General features: G+C 69.3%; 17 protein-coding genes and 2 pseudogenes. 9 read left to right on the forward strand and 10 right to left on the reverse strand.

Features of this window, described 5'->3' with window-relative positions:
- The first annotated feature begins 5 nt into the window (after positions 1–5).
- Positions 6–344, forward strand: a complete 339-nt coding sequence (locus tag ACU6P3_RS31985; RefSeq protein WP_447195275.1) for a DUF4185 domain-containing protein — start codon at positions 6–8, stop codon at positions 342–344.
- A gap of 8 nt (positions 345–352) precedes the next feature.
- Positions 353–763: pseudogene (locus tag ACU6P3_RS31990) on the forward strand (serine hydrolase); the annotation flags it as partial.
- 2 nt (positions 764–765) lie between these two features.
- Here ACU6P3_RS31990 and ACU6P3_RS31995 read toward each other — a convergent pair.
- A complete protein-coding gene (locus ACU6P3_RS31995; protein WP_447198150.1) occupies positions 766–1,467 on the reverse strand; it encodes a class I SAM-dependent methyltransferase in 702 nt (233 codons plus the stop codon).
- 390 nt (positions 1,468–1,857) lie between these two features.
- Between ACU6P3_RS31995 and ACU6P3_RS32000 the strand changes: the two genes are divergently transcribed.
- The gene (locus ACU6P3_RS32000) at positions 1,858–2,649 is read left to right on the forward strand and encodes an alpha/beta fold hydrolase (RefSeq protein WP_447195276.1); all 792 of its coding nucleotides are present in this window, start codon (positions 1,858–1,860) and stop codon (positions 2,647–2,649) included.
- 113 nt (positions 2,650–2,762) lie between these two features.
- On the opposite strand, the gene ACU6P3_RS32005 is transcribed toward ACU6P3_RS32000, so the two are convergent.
- The 3 genes from ACU6P3_RS32005 to ACU6P3_RS32015 all read right to left on the reverse strand — a co-directional run bounded on the left by ACU6P3_RS32005 (position 2,763) and on the right by ACU6P3_RS32015 (position 5,304).
- Positions 2,763–3,644 carry an alpha/beta fold hydrolase gene (locus ACU6P3_RS32005; RefSeq protein WP_447195277.1) on the reverse strand — a complete coding sequence of 294 codons (882 nt, stop codon included), beginning with the start codon at positions 3,642–3,644 and terminating at the stop codon, positions 2,763–2,765.
- A gap of 173 nt (positions 3,645–3,817) precedes the next feature.
- Positions 3,818–4,396: a TetR/AcrR family transcriptional regulator gene (locus ACU6P3_RS32010; RefSeq protein ID WP_447195278.1), complete on the reverse strand. Its 579-nt coding sequence runs from the start codon at positions 4,394–4,396 to the stop codon at positions 3,818–3,820.
- 56 nt (positions 4,397–4,452) lie between these two features.
- Positions 4,453–5,304: an NAD(P)H-binding protein gene (locus ACU6P3_RS32015; RefSeq protein ID WP_447195279.1), complete on the reverse strand. Its 852-nt coding sequence runs from the start codon at positions 5,302–5,304 to the stop codon at positions 4,453–4,455.
- Between the two features lie 87 nt (positions 5,305–5,391).
- Between ACU6P3_RS32015 and ACU6P3_RS32020 the strand changes: the two genes are divergently transcribed.
- On the forward strand, positions 5,392–5,988 hold the full coding sequence (locus tag ACU6P3_RS32020) for a TetR/AcrR family transcriptional regulator (protein ID WP_447195280.1): 597 nt from the start codon (positions 5,392–5,394) through the stop codon (positions 5,986–5,988).
- 614 nt (positions 5,989–6,602) lie between these two features.
- On the opposite strand, the pseudogene ACU6P3_RS32025 reads toward ACU6P3_RS32020, so the two are convergent.
- Positions 6,603–6,665: pseudogene (locus ACU6P3_RS32025) on the reverse strand (MarR family winged helix-turn-helix transcriptional regulator); the annotation flags it as partial.
- A gap of 323 nt (positions 6,666–6,988) precedes the next feature.
- On the reverse strand, positions 6,989–7,825 hold the full coding sequence (locus ACU6P3_RS32030; RefSeq protein ID WP_447195281.1) for a hypothetical protein: 837 nt from the start codon (positions 7,823–7,825) through the stop codon (positions 6,989–6,991).
- Positions 7,826–8,157: 332 nt separating this feature from the next.
- On the opposite strand from ACU6P3_RS32030, the gene ACU6P3_RS32035 reads away from it, so the two are divergent.
- A complete protein-coding gene (locus tag ACU6P3_RS32035) occupies positions 8,158–8,343 on the forward strand; it encodes a DUF6192 family protein (RefSeq protein ID WP_447195282.1) in 186 nt (61 codons plus the stop codon).
- A gap of 86 nt (positions 8,344–8,429) precedes the next feature.
- Here ACU6P3_RS32035 and ACU6P3_RS32040 read toward each other — a convergent pair whose 3' ends face one another.
- Positions 8,430–9,806 carry a serine hydrolase domain-containing protein gene (locus ACU6P3_RS32040; protein ID WP_447195283.1) on the reverse strand — a complete coding sequence of 459 codons (1,377 nt, stop codon included), beginning with the start codon at positions 9,804–9,806 and terminating at the stop codon, positions 8,430–8,432.
- Between the two features lie 105 nt (positions 9,807–9,911).
- On the opposite strand from ACU6P3_RS32040, the gene ACU6P3_RS32045 reads away from it, so the two are divergent.
- Positions 9,912–10,619: a TetR/AcrR family transcriptional regulator gene (locus ACU6P3_RS32045; protein ID WP_344274065.1), complete on the forward strand. Its 708-nt coding sequence runs from the start codon at positions 9,912–9,914 to the stop codon at positions 10,617–10,619.
- Between the two features lie 429 nt (positions 10,620–11,048).
- On the opposite strand, the gene ACU6P3_RS32050 is transcribed toward ACU6P3_RS32045, so the two are convergent.
- Together ACU6P3_RS32050 and ACU6P3_RS32055 are read right to left on the reverse strand one after the other, a co-directional pair.
- Complete coding sequence (locus ACU6P3_RS32050; protein ID WP_447195284.1) at positions 11,049–11,849, reverse strand: phosphotransferase; 801 nt, start codon at positions 11,847–11,849, stop codon at positions 11,049–11,051.
- Positions 11,850–12,028: 179 nt separating this feature from the next.
- Positions 12,029–12,619 (reverse strand): TetR/AcrR family transcriptional regulator, encoded by a 591-nt coding sequence (locus ACU6P3_RS32055; RefSeq protein WP_447195285.1) that lies wholly within the window; start codon positions 12,617–12,619, stop codon positions 12,029–12,031.
- 87 nt (positions 12,620–12,706) lie between these two features.
- On the opposite strand from ACU6P3_RS32055, the gene ACU6P3_RS32060 reads away from it, so the two are divergent.
- Together ACU6P3_RS32060 and ACU6P3_RS32065 are read left to right on the forward strand one after the other, a co-directional pair.
- Complete coding sequence (locus ACU6P3_RS32060) at positions 12,707–13,351, forward strand: MFS transporter (protein ID WP_447195286.1); 645 nt, start codon at positions 12,707–12,709, stop codon at positions 13,349–13,351.
- On the forward strand, positions 13,344–14,276 hold the full coding sequence (locus ACU6P3_RS32065; protein WP_447195287.1) for an alpha/beta fold hydrolase: 933 nt from the start codon (positions 13,344–13,346) through the stop codon (positions 14,274–14,276). Before ACU6P3_RS32060 ends, ACU6P3_RS32065 begins: the two co-directional genes overlap by 8 nt.
- A 242-nt stretch (positions 14,277–14,518) precedes the next feature.
- Here ACU6P3_RS32065 and ACU6P3_RS32070 read toward each other — a convergent pair whose 3' ends face one another.
- Positions 14,519–14,734: a hypothetical protein gene (locus tag ACU6P3_RS32070; RefSeq protein ID WP_447195288.1), complete on the reverse strand. Its 216-nt coding sequence runs from the start codon at positions 14,732–14,734 to the stop codon at positions 14,519–14,521.
- Between the two features lie 67 nt (positions 14,735–14,801).
- On the opposite strand from ACU6P3_RS32070, the gene ACU6P3_RS32075 reads away from it, so the two are divergent.
- Positions 14,802–15,197: a hypothetical protein gene (locus tag ACU6P3_RS32075; RefSeq protein ID WP_447195289.1), complete on the forward strand. Its 396-nt coding sequence runs from the start codon at positions 14,802–14,804 to the stop codon at positions 15,195–15,197.
- Positions 15,198–15,612 lie beyond the last annotated feature (415 nt).

Genomic DNA, 15,612 nt, shown 5'->3' on the forward strand with positions numbered 1-15,612 from the left:
TCTCAGTGGAACCGCCCGCTCCTTGCGGCAAGGATCGCGGCGCGGGCGAGAGCCGTTGGCAGTGGACCACCGCCGCCCCGCCCTCGCCCATTCTGGCCGGCAACAACGTCGGCGAGTTCTCGGTCAAGCGGATCGGCGACCGCTACTGCATGAGCTACTTCGACGTCACCGACTACTCGATCTGCACCCGGACCGCGTCGCGGCCCGACACCGTGTGGAGCGCGCCCAAGCCGCAGATCGTCGGCGACAACCGCCTGCCGGCGAGCCACTGGGGCAAGCCGCAGGTTCCGAACCTGTACGGCGGCTATATCCACCCGGGCAGCGCGAGCCCGCGAACTACCTGATCCTCGGCATGCTCATCGAAAAGGTAACGGGTACACCGGTCCACAAAGCCGTCACCAGCCGGATCACCGACCCCCTCGGCCTGAAGCGGACCGTCTTCCCCGCCCCCGGCGACCGCTCCCTGCCCGCACCGGCGGTGAACGGCTACCACGGCGTACGGATCGGGTCGTTCTACTTCTGGAGCCCGGTCATCTCCTACGATCCGTCCGTCTTCAGCTCCGCCGGGGCCATGATCTCGACGCTGGAAGACCTCGGCACTTTCTACCAGGCTCTGACCGCCGGACGCGTTGTGTCAGCCGCAGCGCTGGGGGAGATGGAGAAGGCCCCGGCCGCCGGCGGCATCCACTACGGCCTCGGCGTCTTCAGGGCGGCCCTGTCGTGCGGCGGCGAGGCATGGGGGCACAACGGAGCCGTCGCCGGCTACTACTCCCAGACCCTCGTCACCAAGGACGGCCGACGCGCCTCGGTGATGACCAACGCGTTTCTCGCCACCCAGCCACCGTCCCGGCAGATGTCCGCCGTTCTGGACACGGCCCTGTGCGAAGACCGGTCTGCCTTCAGCCGGGTCGAGAACCTCCGCGTCCCGGCTGAGGGCAGAGATCCCCAAGCTCTGGGAACAGCCGTCCCGTCAGCCGTGGTTGCGAAAGACGAGCAGATAGCGCCAGAAGAGGAGCCGGCGACAGTCAGCCTGGCGACCGCGTTGACGGGCACAGCTGCCAGGCTCCATGCCCAGTCGTGCCGGGTCTTCTCCGGATAGCACCCCAAGATCACGAGGACCCCGCCGGGCGCAAGCGCGTCACGCAATGCGGCGACGGTGTCGAACGGCATGTGGTGCATGCTGGCAAGGCACGAGATGAAGCCGTAGCGCGCCTTGGGAAGTTCGACTTCGGTCACGTCCGCGTGCTGGAAGCGCGGACTGCGTTCACCGGTCATCCGACCGGACAGCGCGCGAGCCTCCGCGATGGCCTCCTCCGACGGATCGATCGCATCGACCTCTATGCCCAGGTGAGCGAGCCGACGCGCGAACCGGCCGGTCCCGCACCCCACATCCAGTGCCGCACCGCAGTTCCGCGGTACCTGGCGCAACAGCAGACGGTGATAGTGGTCGTCGTGATCAAAAGGCATGGCCTCGACCCTGCCACAGCGGACGCACTCGACCGCACTCACTCAGGCTGCCACCACCATCGACTGCGCGGGCCGGCCGAGGGCGCCCTCATGGCCGGCAACGCCCTTACCGACCTCGCGTTCTCCCACCTCGGACAACAGCCCCACCGACGCACCACGGGCCGTGAGAGTCGCGGTGCGCCGTCGTCTCCGACATGACGATCTCCACCACCGTGCCGGCGACGCTGTCCTGCTGGGCCGGCCTGGAGGGCGTCCGAGGGCCGCTGAGCGCCCGCCAGGGCGCCCGTGCGTTCAGTCTTGCGCCGAGTGGCGCCGCGCCGCGGTCCACGACCGCTCAAGGCCCGAGTGGAGTACCGTGCCCACCCACACCGGAGTTGAGGAACCCAGCCGATGACGTACACGACGACACCCGACGGCACCCGCATCGCCTACCAGCTCCAAGGGGACGGAGCGCCACTCGTGCTGCTGGCGGGCCAGGCCAACAACCACCACTGGTGGGACCCGGTCCGAGCCGACTTCCACCCCGCCCGCAGCACCCTCACCCTCGACTACCGCGGCACCGGCGACAGCGACAAGCCCGACACCCCCCACAGCACCGAACTGTTCGCCCAGGACGTCATCGCCATCCTCGACGACCTCGGCATGGACCGGGCCGACATCTACGGCACGTCCATGGGCGGCCGAGTGGCCCAGCAACTCGCCGCGCGCCACCCGCACCGAGTCAGCGCCCTGGTCCTCGGCTGCACCTCACCCGGCGGCCCGCACAGCATCGAACGCGACAACGACGTCCGCAAGGCCCTGGCCCAGTCTCACCCCGGAGCCGCCCGGCAAGCCCTGCTGGAGCTCATGTACACACCCCGCTGGCTCGCCGACCACCCCGGCCCGCACCACACCCTCGGCGACCCACACATGCCCGCCCACTCCCGGCGCCACCACCTCGCAGCCAGCAACCGGCACGACGCCTGGGACCTCCTGCCCAGCATCAGCGCACCCACCCTGGTCCTCCACGGAACCGACGACCTGCTCAACCCCACCGCCAACGCACCCCTGCTCGCCGACCGCATCCCCGACGCCCGACTCCACCTGATCCCCGACACCCGCCACGCCTACTTCGAGGAAGCCCGCACCCACGCCGGCCCCCTGGTCCTGGACTTCCTCACCACCACCTCGCATCAGCCGTAGAAGCGCGGCGGGCGGCCCGCTGTACCGCCAACACGGCCCCCGCCGGCCCCGGCCGCGGCTCCGAGCACCGCGAGCGCGGCGCTGAGCGGGAAAACGGTCCGGACGGACGTCGACTACCGGTGTGCCGCCAGGAACGGCAGGACGACGTCGGCCATCTCGTCGGGTACTTCCTCCGCGAGGTCGTGGCCCGCGTCGAAGACGTGCCCGGTGACGTGGTGGGCCACCAGCCGTGCCTGGGACTCGTTGCGCTCGCCGATGAAGGCGGAGCCGCCGAGTGCCAGGACCGGGATGTCCAGCTTCTGCCGTGCTGCCTGCCGGTTCTGTCCGGCGTCGGTGAGCATCGCCCGGTAGACGGCGAGCATCGCGCGGATGCCGCCGGGCATGGAGTAGCAGCGTACGTACTCCTCGATCGCGTCGGGGGTGGCGGTGTCGGGGTGGCTGCGCTCGTTCTTGATCATGTAAGTGATCAGTTCGCGTTCGTGCCCGGCGATCAGCATCTCGGGGACGTCGGGCTGGAAGTAGAAGCCCAGGTGCCACAGGTGCATGCCACTGGAGACGTTCTCGGGGGTGAGGGCCGTGTGGTCCTCGAAGCCGAAGCCCGGGAACAGAGCCTCGGCGAAGACCAGGGCGGTGGTGTGGTCGCGGTGGCGGGCGGCGAGCTGGTAGCCGATCACCGCTCCCCAGTCCTCGCCGATCACGGCGTAGGTTTCGTGTCCGAGGCGGGCCAGCAGCTCGGCGATGTCGTCGCTCATCGTCGCGGAGTCGTAGCCGTCAGCGGGGCGGGCGGAGTCGCCGAGACCGCGCAGGTCGGGCACGACGACGGTGTGGTGGGGCGTCAGCTTCGGGACGAGGTGACGCCAGTGGTAGCCGGTCTTGGGCACGCCGTGCAGCAGCACCACGACCGGGCCGGACCCGGCCGTCCGGTAGTGCAGACTCGTTCCGTTGACGGCGGCGCGGCCGGTGCGCAGGGGCGTCGCGGTGTGGTCGTACATCATGACGTGGTCGCTTCCTGTCGTGGGTGGGTGTGGTGGGTCGATGAGGCCGGCGGGCGGCTTGGACCGTCGGCGCTGATGGGGGCGCTGTGGTCGCGGCCGGGACGGGTAGCATTTTCTTTATCGGGCGTTACAGATTCGGGCCATGAGGACATCCGGCCGAGGCCGGTGAGTTCTCAGTCGAGAGTGGTCAGTGCGATATCCACGAGGGGTTCGAGGGTGGGCGCGTCCGGTGTGATTTTTGAGGAGACCAGCAGCCCGTTGAGGAAGGTGACCAGGAACGCGGCGACCGTGCGCGGGTCGTGCCGCGCCGCGATCTCGCCCCGCTCCGTCGCGGCCCGTAGCACCTCGGTCAGCGCGTCCCGGCTCGCGTCCTGCATGTCGCGCACGGTGCGCCGGGTCGCCGTGTCCTGAGGCAGCCGCTCGCAGGCGGCGTTGACGGCCAGGCAGCCTTGGCCGCCGCTCCTGACGGCGATGCGGATCCGCTCCGTCAGCAGCGTACGGATCGCCGTGCGGGCGTCCGTCCCCTCCTCCAGACTGCGCAGGGCGGCCGCCGCGAGGGTGGTGCGATAGTGCTCCAGCGCGGCCCGGTACAGGCCGTCCTTGTCGCCGAACGCGGCGTACAGGGATCCTTGCCCGATCCCCAGGTGCTGAGTCAGATCGCGCACCGAGGTGGCCTCGTAGCCGCGCGTCCAGAACAGTTCCATGGCGCGGCCCACCGCCGCCTCGGTGTCGAACTCCCGGGTCCTTGCCATGCCTCCACCGTAACCTATCTGGATCGCTCGCTCAAGAAAAGCCGCTGTGACGAGGTTTACGAACCCTCCGCGAACGCGGTGGTGTGGTCGGCGGCCCACTGGCGAAACGTTCGTGGCGCCGTGCCGAGGATGTCGGCCGCCGCGGTGGTGACGTGGGCGGGCTGTCCGACCGCCGCGCTCCACGCGGCGAGCAGCATGTCGACGACCGAGCTGGGCGCCGTACCCTCCGACAGGCTCCGGAACTCGTCCGGCGTCATCTCCTCGAATACGATCCGGCGCCCCAGAGCGTCACCGATGACGTCCACCTGCGCGGCTTGGGTCAGCGATTCGGGGCCGGTGAGGACGTAGTCGCCTCCGGTGTATCCGTCCTGGCGGAGTGTTCGTGCCGCGACGGCTGCGACGTCGCGGTCATCGACCGGTGCCGTCTCGGCGGCGCCGTAAGGCCACCGGACGACTTCGCCGGCCCGGATCGCGGGCGCCCACCAGGCCAGCGAGTTCGACGCGAGCATCCCCGGCCGGATGATCGTCGACTCGAGTCCGGTGGCCGCGATGAGCCGCTCGATCTCGGCGTGCAGCATGGCCATCGGGTTGGGCTGCTGGAAGAAGGGGTGCGGCGTCCGGTGCGGGGAGGAGAGGAAGACGACCCGCCGCGCGTGGGCTGCCAGCCGCTCGACGACTGCCGCGGCGGTCCGAGGCGGGGCGGTCCAGACGAGGAAGACCGCACCGGCGCCGTTCAGTGCCGGGTCGAGCGACTCGGGCACGGTGAGGTCGCCGGTGAAGACCTCGGCCTTCGCCGGCGGCGCCGCCGCCTCAAAGCGACGGGTGAGGGCGCGGACCGGCACGCCGGCGTCGAGGAGTTGGTCGATGACGACGCGGCCGACCCGGCCCGTCGCCCCGGTTACGAGCACCGGAGGAATGTCTGTCCGATTCACGCCGTCCATGAAAACGTTACCTGGTTAAAAAAGCAACTCGGTCATGAATGTTACGGTGGGCGGATGAGCGAGCCGACGGGACTGCGGGCCCGCAAGAAGGAGCGGACGCGCGACGCCATCGGCGACGCGGCCGTCTCGCTGTTCCTGGAGCGCGGCTTCGACCGCGTCTCGGTCAACGACATCGCCGCGGCGGCCGAGATCTCCAAGCCGACCCTCTTTCGGTACTTCCCCACCAAAGAAGACCTGGTGCTGCACCGGTTCGCGGACCACCAGGGCGAGACGGCGCGCGTCGTACGAGACCGCGGGTCCGGCATCGAGCCGGTAACGGCGCTGCACCGGTACTTCCGGGCCGGGCTCGATCGGTACGACCCCGTCACCGGCCTCAACGACCACCCCGAGGTGGTGGCGTTCCATCGGCTGGTGTTCACCACGCCGAGCCTGGCGGGACGGCTCACGCGGTACCAGCTCGAGGACGAGGAGGCGCTGGCGGACGCCCTCGGCGAAGGCATCCAGGCACGCCTGCGAGCCGCCCAGGTGCTCGCGGTCCAACGGGTGCTCGCCCGGGCCAACTGGCAGAAGATCGCCGACGGTCGGACCGCCCACGACGTCCACCCCGAGGCCGTGGCCGACGCCGACCAGGCGTTCAACCAGCTGCGGTGACAGGCGACGTCCGCGGAAGGGGTACGGCTGGTCGGGGCGGACTGCCGGTCGAAGAAGGCTCCGCGGCCCGGTGCGCGCATCGCCACGGGCCCGGTCAGGCCGCTTCCGCGGGTACCGGCGGCCACCGCCTCGTCGGAGGCGGGCTCCCGGCGTGGTCCCGATCCGGTGGGCACGAAAGAGGTGCGCGGCGGTGCCTGGGCCGGCCCGGTGGGCGAGCCTGGTTCGCCTGGACGACGGCGGCCGTTGGCCGCTACGGTCCAGGCCACCACTTGTGGACTGCGGTGCCCGACGCCTCCGTGGTCGCGGCACCCAAAGCCGCTCAGCAAGCCCGCGACGAGGCCGCCCATCCCGACCGAACGGGCAGCATGGGGGGATTGCCCGAGCTCAGTCCGTCCCTGAAGAGCTCCCGGACAACGCCGACAGGAGGAGTCCGGTGAGGTCTTGGAACCGTTGCTTCCCGAGCACCGTTCCAGGGCGGCATCCACGTCGGCGTAGGCATATCGCCCCGCCGCGCTCAGGAGCTCCTGGCCGGTTGCCGTGACGTGGAGTTCTGCGGCGCGGCCTCGTCCAGGGTCGGTGTGGCGCTCGACGGCACCGCGCTCTTCCAGTTGCCGGACCGTGGCTTGGGCGCTCTGTGCGGTGATCCCCGCCCTGCCGCCCAGTTCGCTGTAGGACATTCCCGGTTCCCTCAACAGGTGACCGAGAGCCGAGAGATGGCGCAGCGTGTAACCGGTCGGCTTGAGCGCTCGCTCGACCTCCTGGCGTGCTCGTCGTCCCAGGGCCGCGAGCAGGAAGGCGGTGCTGGCGGGCGGGGGCTGCGACAAGTCTCCGGCCAGCAAATGCTCAGCTTCATCTGGCACCCGTGGATGCTCGCCGACCAACCCGAAGGTGTCCAGCGTTTTCTAAGCACTCCGGGCAACCGGCCCGCGACAGCATCCACCACTGCAACCTCAGCCTCGGTGAACGTCACTGGTCATGGCGCCGGTCGGCCACACAGTCGCTAGTCGGTCACACGGTCGATGAGCCGCGTGAGACTGGCGCTGTACTCTTTCAGTTCCGGGGAGACCAGCCCGCTTGCTCCTGCCAGTCGCCGCGCCACTGCTTCTTGCTCTCGCACGCAGTCAACTGTGGTGAATACTGAGCGGTCGCCATCTTCCACCGCTCCTTCCGCAGCTGCGAGGACAACCTCGGCGTAGCTTGGGTCCATGTAGGTCATGGTGTGCGGCACCTTGAGAGTGGACCCATCATCTAGGTGCAAGGTAAGTCGGAACTGATAAACGGTTGGAAAGGCCCCGGTGAATACGGATTCCGGGCCAATCGTGAAGGCGATCCGTTCCTGGCCGTGCGGTGATACGGAGTATGCCATCGCTCGCTTGAGAGTGAATGGGGCTTTTTTCTCGAGCGGGACTTTGAAGTGGTAGCGTGCCTGCACATCCAAATCCCCCGCCCCGTAAGGGCATCCGACTCTGGAAAGGGTGCTGAAGTGCACCTCGGCGCGCCTGACCAGCACGGGGTCGTCGCTCGGGTTGCGCAGTACGACTGAGACGAGAGAGGATTTCCAGTCCTCGATGGCAGTCTTCGAGCCGTCCGCCGCGGAAACGACGTCTGCGGCGATGGCCTGTTCGCGGTCGAGATCAACAGCTACGACCTCCAGGCCGGGCTGCTCCGGTTCCGGCTGTGCATCGGGAAATAGCAGAAAGAAGGTGCCGATAACAGTGCCGACCACCGTCAACAGCCCTCCGACGATCCCCAAGATCACCTGCGGGCGCTGAAGGAACGACTGCTCGGACGCGCCATCTGACGTAGCACTGTGTGGTTCTCCCTCATCTCGTGACATGAGCACTATGTTCCCCTGGATGCGCGGGTGCGCACAGAGGACGGAGACGAAGCCCCATGAGACCATCCTCCGTGCCTCGAGCAGGAGGGGAGAAGGCGATGAGCGCAAGGCCCTGGGGGTATCGACATCCTCGGGTTTGGTCCCGGAGTCGGCGAACACGCAGTTGAACACAGGCGGGGGCGTGCGGACTGCGTCGAGTTGACGTGCCAGTCCGCGCCAGCCGGGGCGGCCGGCGGCTTCTTCGTGCAGCAGATCGGTGCCGTCGGTACGGCTGCCCAGCAGACGGGTCCAGCCCCCATAGAACGCGGTGTATCGCGCCGGGAACGCACCGCGTGCAGTTCAACTCGTGTTCGGGCCGGCGGCAGTGGACCTCGGACGGAGCGAAGCGTCTGGTCGGGCAGCAGGTCGAGCGGCCGGTGACGGTCGAGGAGAAGGACAGGGCGGTCGAGCACCCGACCCGTGTCGGCGTACAAGTGGAAGTGCGCCACCTTGTGCGGATGAGTGCCCACCAAGGTTGATGCGGTGGCGGGTTGCGTCCGTGGGCCTGCTGCCGCTGATTCGGGTGCCAGAGGGGCGGCCGATCGGGATCACCTGACCTGCTGGATCAGGTGGCTTCCATGACCCGGCCGAAGAGCCGGCCGGCGAGATCGACGCCTATGACCGCGCCGTTGTCGTCGCGGGAGAAGTAGCCGCGCTGCCCCTTGAGGCCGCCTTCGGTGATGATGTACTCGTCGCCGTCGCCGGGAAGGAAGCCGATGGCCGCAGCCGCGTAGCCGGGTGGCATCTCCTCGTCCGATGCTGCGCGGGTCTCCGGCTTGATATCGACGGCCAGAGTGAGGCGCGTGCTGTCGGTGGCGATGTCGAGGTTCATGGCATCGATCTCGTAGTGGCCGACGACCTGCCGGGCCTGCTCCTCGTCGTACGGGAGCGGCTCCGCCGCCTGCTCGACGATGCCGAGGTATTGCTCGAGCGCCCACTTCACCACGGACTGGTTGAAGGGGTAGCCGTCCGGCCCGGCGTTGGCCAGGGAAACCACCGCGAAGTTGCGTTCCGGCACGATGAGCAGTTCGGCGAACTGGCCGTTGCCCGAGCCGCCGTGCCCGATGCGGTGGACGCCGTCCAGGCCGTTCAGGAACCAGCAGATGCCCAAGCCGTCCCCGAGCGAGCTGGCGCGCAGCTCGACCGTCTGCTCCCGCATGCGGTGCAACGATGAGGCGGGCATGACGTCGTCACCGTCGCCGAGTTGGAATCGTGCCCAGCGCAGCAGATCGCTCACCGAGGAGGCGAGGCCGCCGCCGGGGTTGTCTGCGCGCGCGCCCTCTTTGAACGCCCCCCACGGCCGGGCGGGCTGCGGTTCGCCGTTCTCGCTGCGGTTGTAGCCCACCGCGAACTTGCGGACCATCACCTCGGCCAGGCCGTACACGGTGTCCGAAAGCCCCACCGGCTCCAGGACGAGCGAAGCCATGGCCTGCTCGAAGGGCAGGCCCGTGACCTTCTCGATGATCCGCCCGGCCAGGTTGTATCCGGCCTGGCTGTACGAGGCGCGGGCACCGGGCGGCGCGATCAGTGGCAGGTCGAGCAGCTTCGCCATGAGGCCGGCCAGGGAGCGGTCGACCGTGCCGTCGCCGATCAGGTTCCAGTCCAGGCCGGCGGTGTGGTTGAGCAGGTTCAGGACGGTGATCTGCGCCGCGGCCCGCTCGTCGGCGAGCTTCAGCTCGGGGACGTAGCGCCGCACCGGCGCGTGAAGGTCCACCTTTCCCTCCGCGACGAGGCGCATCAGCGCGGTCGCCGTGAAGGTCTTGGACACCGATGCCAGATGGAACAGTGTCTTCTCGTCGACTGGCAGCGGACTGCCAAGGCTCGTCACCCCGTGCGATGCGTAGATCTCCTGATCGTCCAGCAGCACCCCGACGGCGACACCGGGAACCGCGAACTCCCTGGCGCGCGCCTCGACGAAGTCCGACAGCTTCTTCTGCGACATTGCTTCCCCTCCAGAGACTTGAACTAAGTACGAGAGGGAGCGTAGGCCGCCACTTGAACTAAGTGCAAGCCTGTGCGTGAACTAAGTTCAAGTAAGGTGGTGGCCATGCCGAGAGACACGCTGACCCCGGAGCGGATCGTCCACGCGGCCATCGAGCTGCTGGACGACGAGGGACTGGACGGCCTCAACATGCGCAGCCTGGCCAAACGGCTCGACTCGGCCGCCACAGCCGTCTACTGGCACATCAAGACCAAGGACGAGCTGGTCCGGCTCGCCAGCGATGCGATCTGGTACGAGATCGAGCAGCCCGATCTCGACGCCACCGACTGGCGTACGGCCGCCACCATCCAGGCCACCGGCATGCACGCGATGCTCAACCGGCACCCCTGGCTCGGCCAGGCGTTCGGCAGCCATCTCATGCACGGCCCCGGCCAGGCCCGCCATGACGATCTCAGCCTCGCCATCTACGAAAAAGCGGGCTTCACCGCCGCCGACGCGGACCGGGCAGCCGCCACCGTGCTCACTTTCGTGCTCGGCAGCGCACTCGGCCCCGCCGCGGAGGTATCACTGAAGCGCCGGCTGAGCAAGAACGGCGCAGATGCCGAGCAATTGATGACCGACGCCATGGCTCGCGCCACCGAGACCGCCCAGCGATACCCGCGGCTGCGCGAACGCCTCGGCACCCCAGCCGCCTCGCAGTACGCCGCGGCGCCCGACAACACCTTCGAGTTCGGCTTCCAGTCCATCCTCGACGGCTTCGAGGCCCGCCTCACCGGCGGCCGCGTCGGCCCGAGTGACCCGCGCACGGACTGAACCGTCCGGCCCAGCCCAAGGCTCTCTCGGCCTTGCGCCGGCCCGGCGGCATCCAGCCGCGAGCCGTCGAATGGGACACCGACGTGGCCTGAGCGGCGGTGCGGACAACTGCGTACGTGGCGGAGCACTCAGAAGGGGTACGGGGACAACCCGCGACGACGAGGTCGCGGCGCGGGCCGCGGCGAGTCTGCCGAGGCGTCCGGAGGCCGCGGCCGCGCTTCTGGCGGCCGAGCGTGTCCGCTGGTCGAAGAAGCCGCGACCGCACCCACCCCGGGCGGTCTGCCCGGCCCACTGGCGGGCCGCCCATGAGGGACAGGGCTGAGGCGCGGTCGGCCAGATCCTTCGCCAACTGTACGCCGCCGCCGGCGGCAGTCCGCAGTTCTGCCGCTGCCTGGGCGAGCGCCGCCTTCGACTCCAGGCCATCATCGGTCAGCTCAACAGGGCAGCCGTGAACGTCTTGCGGTGGTCCACCAGCCATGTCTGTATACGGTCCCAACGTTCCCATCCACCAAGCGCGGCCAGCGCCTGGAGATAGAGGGCGTCACCGTCGGCCACGCGGCGGGCGACGAAGGCCCGGCAGACCTCCGTGGCCTGCTCGATGACTCCGGGCAACTCGGCGCGGTCCCTCGCCGAGAGGCCATAGCTGTCGGCAAGGATCCGCAGCCGTGCGGGCGCATCCAGCCCGGAGGGGTAGAAGGCGGCTGCGGAGACGGGATCGAGCACGGGCACCCAGTAGCGGGCGGTCATGGCGATGTCCCAGAGGGGACGGCCTGGGGCCGCCAGGTCGAAATCGATCAGGGCAGCGGCACGGCCGTCGCGGAAGACGACGTTGTCCGGGCAGACGTCGTTGTGGCACAGCATCGTTCCTCCCTCCGGGTCGGCCAGGTCACGGGGCCACTCGGCATGGGCGTCGACCGCGACAGCCGTGCTGGCCTCATGCAGGCGCCGCAGCAGGCTCCCCACCGATTCGAGGGCAGTCTTCGTCATCGCCCAGTCCGGGAACGGCGGCAGAGCCACGTCGCCCGAGATGAAGGTCAGCTGCTCGCGGCCATCCGGGGTGAGGCCGACAGGGGCCGGCGCCGCGTCGAAGCCGTGTTCCTTCAGCGCGAGGAGATGGGCGTGCAGGGCGCGCGCGTTGCGCGGCGCCGGGCGCTCAACCAGCGCACCCCGGCGGAAGACCGCCCCCGCGTTCATCATCCCGCCGACCAGCGCCTCGTCTTCAGCCGTCATGGGGATCACGCTATCGCCAGTGCGACCCCGCGGGGCCGGGCTGCGAGCTCGGCGCGAACACGAACTCGGCGCTCACACGCAAGATCGGGTCGGGCAAACGCCGGGACCCCGACGCGCACCCGTGACGCACGGCGGGTTCTGCTCAGGCAGATGGCGAAGTCCGCTTTGCCGGACAAATCTCAGTCGCTCGCGCCGAGAGTCTGCGCAAGTGCGTCAAGAGTCACGTCGACGATGGCGCGCAACTGCTCCGTGCTCGTTCCGGCTCTGCTCATGACGGCGAGGGACTGGTTCACGGCCGCAAGGTGGGTCGCGAAGGACTCGGCCGCCTCGTCGTGCAGTCGGCCGGCCTTCAGCGCGGCGCGTAGCCGGGTGTGCTGGAAGCCGATTGCCTCCCGTGCGCGCGCCGCGACGCTCGCGCTCAGCACCGGGGTCGCCATGACGGTTTGGGCGACCAGGCATCCGTCGGGCAGACCGGGGTCCGCGATGCGTTCCAGGGTGACGTCGAAGAACGCCCGCACGGCTGCCAGGGGCCGGTCGGCGGCGCAGGACAACGCGGCGTCGTACTTGTCTCCGTAACGCGTGGTGTAGCGCTCCAGGCAGCGCATGAAGAGCGTGTCCTTGTCGCCGAGGGAGGAGTAGATGGAGCTGCGGTTGAGTCCGGTCGCCCGGGACAGGTCGTCCACCGACGTGTCCGCGTAACCGGCCCGCCAGAACTGGATCATCGCGGCATCGAGCGCCGTGGCGATGTCGAACCGCTTCTTGCCTGCCATGCCGCGCCTCCCTCCTGCGCTGCTTTCTTAGGGGAGACCATCATCCCATCTTGAACCAATCAGTTCAAGATGGGGTAGGGTGAAGGCATGATCATGGCCGGATGCCCCGTAGACCGCACAGCGCAGCGACACGCGCACCGCGGGCTCGCGGTCGGCGCCGTCGCGTTCGTCTGCACCGTTGTCATGGCGGGCGGAACACTGACGATCCCGCTGTACGTGCTGTCGGCCTCGCAATTCGGCTTCGGACTGCTCACCACCGTTGTCGTGTTCATCGCCTACGCCGTGGGAGTCGTCGGCACCCTAGTGCCGCGACCGGCACTAGTCGTGGCCGGTTCCATGTCCGACGCCATTGGCCGCCGTCCCGTTCTCGCGCTGTCGCTCGCCCTCACGGCGCTGAGCACACTGGGATCTGCACTGGCAGACGGCCTCACGGTCCTGCTGATCTCGCGTGTGCTGAACGGCGTGGCGACCGGGCTCGTCACCGCGACGGCAACGTCGGCGATCGCGGAACTCGTGCGCGGGCGCAGGACGGCAGCCGTGCTGAGCACCACGGCCAACATCGGCGGCCTGAGTCTCGGCGTCGCCGCGGGCGTCCCGGCACAACGCGTCACGGCACCGACTCACATGCGTTCCCGCGCGACGAACTGGGCGTGTCGAAGCTTCGCCGTCATCGGCGGGGGTGCCGGAACGCTGTTCCGCACACTTCACACCATGGAGGAGAATTATGAATGACCCCGCAAGCGCCCCTCATGTCTCCGGCAACCCGGTTCGCGACCTGCCGCTGCCTGACCTGGCCGGTTTCACCCACCGTTGGGTCGACGCGGGCGGCGTCCGGCTGCACGCGGTCAAGGGCGGTCAGCCGGACGGTCCAGCCGTCGTGCTGCTCGCCGGGTTCCCGCAGACCTGGTGGGCATGGCGCAAGGTGATGCCGAACCTGGCCGACCGATTCCACGTCATCGCGATCGACCTGCCCGGCCAGGGCCACTCCGAACGCCCGGACATCAGCTACGACACGCACACGGTCGCTGCGCACGTCCATGCCGCGGTCAAGGCGCTCGGAGTCTCGACATACTGGCTGGTCGCCCACGACATCGGCGCGTGGGTCGCCTTTTCCCTCGCCTTGAAGCACCAGAGCCGGTTGCGTGGCCTGGCACTGCTCGACGCCGGCATCCCGGGCATCACACTCCCTGACGCCATTCCGACCGACCCCCAGCAGGCGTGGAAGACCTGGCACTTCGCCTTCCACCTCGTGCCCGACCTGCCCGAGGCACTGCTCGCCGGCCGCGAACGGGAGTACGTCGGCTGGTTCCTGAAGGTCAAGACCCTCTCCTCCGACACCTTCGATGACGCCGAAATTGAGCGATACGCCGCTTCCGTGGCCGCCGGCGGCGGTCTCCGTGCATCCCTGGCCTACTACCGGGACGCCGCCGAGTCGGCGCGGAAGAACCACGAAGCGCTGGAACAACAGCGCCTGACGGTCCCGGTTCTCGGGATCTCCAGCAGCCACGGCTCCATCCCCGACATGGCAGCTTCCATCAGGCCGTGGGCCGACCACGCCACCGGGATCGTCGTGCCGGACGCAGGACACTTCATCCCCGACGAACAGCCCGATGCCGTCGCTGCCGCGCTGACCGACTTCATCACCGAAGACGATTGAGACTCGGCGGAAGCAAGTGCGAGGACCGGCACCCGCGCCCCTGACCGACTCGGCTGCCCGGCATCGCAGTACTGCGACTCCGCCTGGTCCACTCTGCGGGTGATGAGCGTCACCGAACTCGTCGAGCAGGCCGCTCCAACCCCAGGGGCCCGGTGTTCGCCCGGCTCGTCCCGGCTTCCACCCGTCCCCCATCGCTGCTCCCGTTCGCCCGCGCCCCACCAGGAGCGTGAACAGCGCCGGGCTCACCGGGCCCTGGCCCGGGCCGATTCGCACTTTCGGTTGGGGTGGGCGGACTGGTTGGGGATGGCCTGGAACAGCAGACGGAGCGAGGTGTCCATGTCGCTGAACCCGTTGGGCAGATGCCGGGCCCGGATCATCCTCTCGCGGACGGCGGGGTCGGCGGGGGCCTGGGCGTCCAGGGCGATGTCCTGGTGATCGGTCTCGGCGGTGCGGGCCACGTCGTGGATGAACGGGGCGTCGGGGGCGCCGCGGAGTTTGTCGTCGACGAAGTGGTCGGTCTGAGCGATGAAGTCGACGGCGGAACTCCAGCTTCCCGTAGACCCGGCGGTGGACGCCCTCGCGGTCGACGGTGACGACGGCGCCGGGTTCGACCTCGGCCAGGCGGTCGAGGCAATCGGCAGCGCCCGCCGCGAGGCAGCCACCGCCCGCGCCAGAGCAGAACGTGACGCCCGCGAACGGGAGTACAAGGAACAGCTGTGCCGCGCGGCCGAGCGGCGGAAGGCCGAGCGGGAAGCGCGCCGTCCCGTGTGCGCGGACTGCGGCACGAAGTTCACCGACGAACGGTGGCAAACGGTCGATGCCGCCGGGTGGGGTGCGCTCCATACGATGCCCACCCGCACCTCTGCGACGCCTGTAAGCAGCGGTACATCACCGTCGAACGCCGGGCCGGGCAGGCCGTGACCGAGCACCAGGCGCACGGCGAGACCGTGCCTGAGCAGAAGGCCGGCGGCTGGTGCTCGCGCCCGCGGAGCTGACCCGGGCGAGCACCGGTAGGGCGCGGGAGCGGATCCGGCGGCCGGTCGTGGGAGGCCGGGCCAGGCCAGGCCCGCATCCCCGCCGACAACCCGTCCGGGACATTCGGAGCGGGCAGCGCCTCCCGGCCTGCCAGAGAAACGCCGCTCTTCGTCATTGGCAGAGCCACGTGACGAACATGTGCCGGTCACCGGGGATCGACCAGCGGCCGCGCCTGGCCTTTGCCACGGCCGAACCCGTCGACGACGCTTCCTTGATCGGCATCAGCCTGATGGCGGGACTGGCAGCCGCGGGGCGGGTCCGCGGATGCGCGCGGCCGACAAGGAGCTCGCCATACGCCTGA

This window comes from Streptomyces hebeiensis (genome assembly GCF_052983195.1).

Bases quoted from the DNA above. Each gene is read 5' to 3' on its own strand.
- ACU6P3_RS31995 (WP_447198150.1), bottom strand. From the start codon at position 1,467: ATGCCTTTTGATCACGACGACCACTATCACCGTCTGCTGTTGCGCCAG.
- ACU6P3_RS32000 (WP_447195276.1), top strand. From the start codon at position 1,858: ATGACGTACACGACGACACCCGACGGCACCCGCATCGCCTACCAGCTC.
- ACU6P3_RS32005 (WP_447195277.1), bottom strand. From the start codon at position 3,644: ATGATGTACGACCACACCGCGACGCCCCTGCGCACCGGCCGCGCCGCC.
- ACU6P3_RS32010 (WP_447195278.1), bottom strand. From the start codon at position 4,396: ATGGCAAGGACCCGGGAGTTCGACACCGAGGCGGCGGTGGGCCGCGCC.
- ACU6P3_RS32020 (WP_447195280.1), top strand. From the start codon at position 5,392: ATGAGCGAGCCGACGGGACTGCGGGCCCGCAAGAAGGAGCGGACGCGC.
- ACU6P3_RS32030 (WP_447195281.1), bottom strand. From the start codon at position 7,825: ATGTCACGAGATGAGGGAGAACCACACAGTGCTACGTCAGATGGCGCG.
- ACU6P3_RS32040 (WP_447195283.1), bottom strand. From the start codon at position 9,806: ATGTCGCAGAAGAAGCTGTCGGACTTCGTCGAGGCGCGCGCCAGGGAG.
- ACU6P3_RS32045 (WP_344274065.1), top strand. From the start codon at position 9,912: ATGCCGAGAGACACGCTGACCCCGGAGCGGATCGTCCACGCGGCCATC.
- ACU6P3_RS32050 (WP_447195284.1), bottom strand. From the start codon at position 11,849: ATGACGGCTGAAGACGAGGCGCTGGTCGGCGGGATGATGAACGCGGGG.
- ACU6P3_RS32055 (WP_447195285.1), bottom strand. From the start codon at position 12,619: ATGGCAGGCAAGAAGCGGTTCGACATCGCCACGGCGCTCGATGCCGCG.
- ACU6P3_RS32060 (WP_447195286.1), top strand. From the start codon at position 12,707: ATGATCATGGCCGGATGCCCCGTAGACCGCACAGCGCAGCGACACGCG.
- ACU6P3_RS32065 (WP_447195287.1), top strand. From the start codon at position 13,344: ATGAATGACCCCGCAAGCGCCCCTCATGTCTCCGGCAACCCGGTTCGC.
- ACU6P3_RS32075 (WP_447195289.1), top strand. From the start codon at position 14,802: ATGAAGTCGACGGCGGAACTCCAGCTTCCCGTAGACCCGGCGGTGGAC.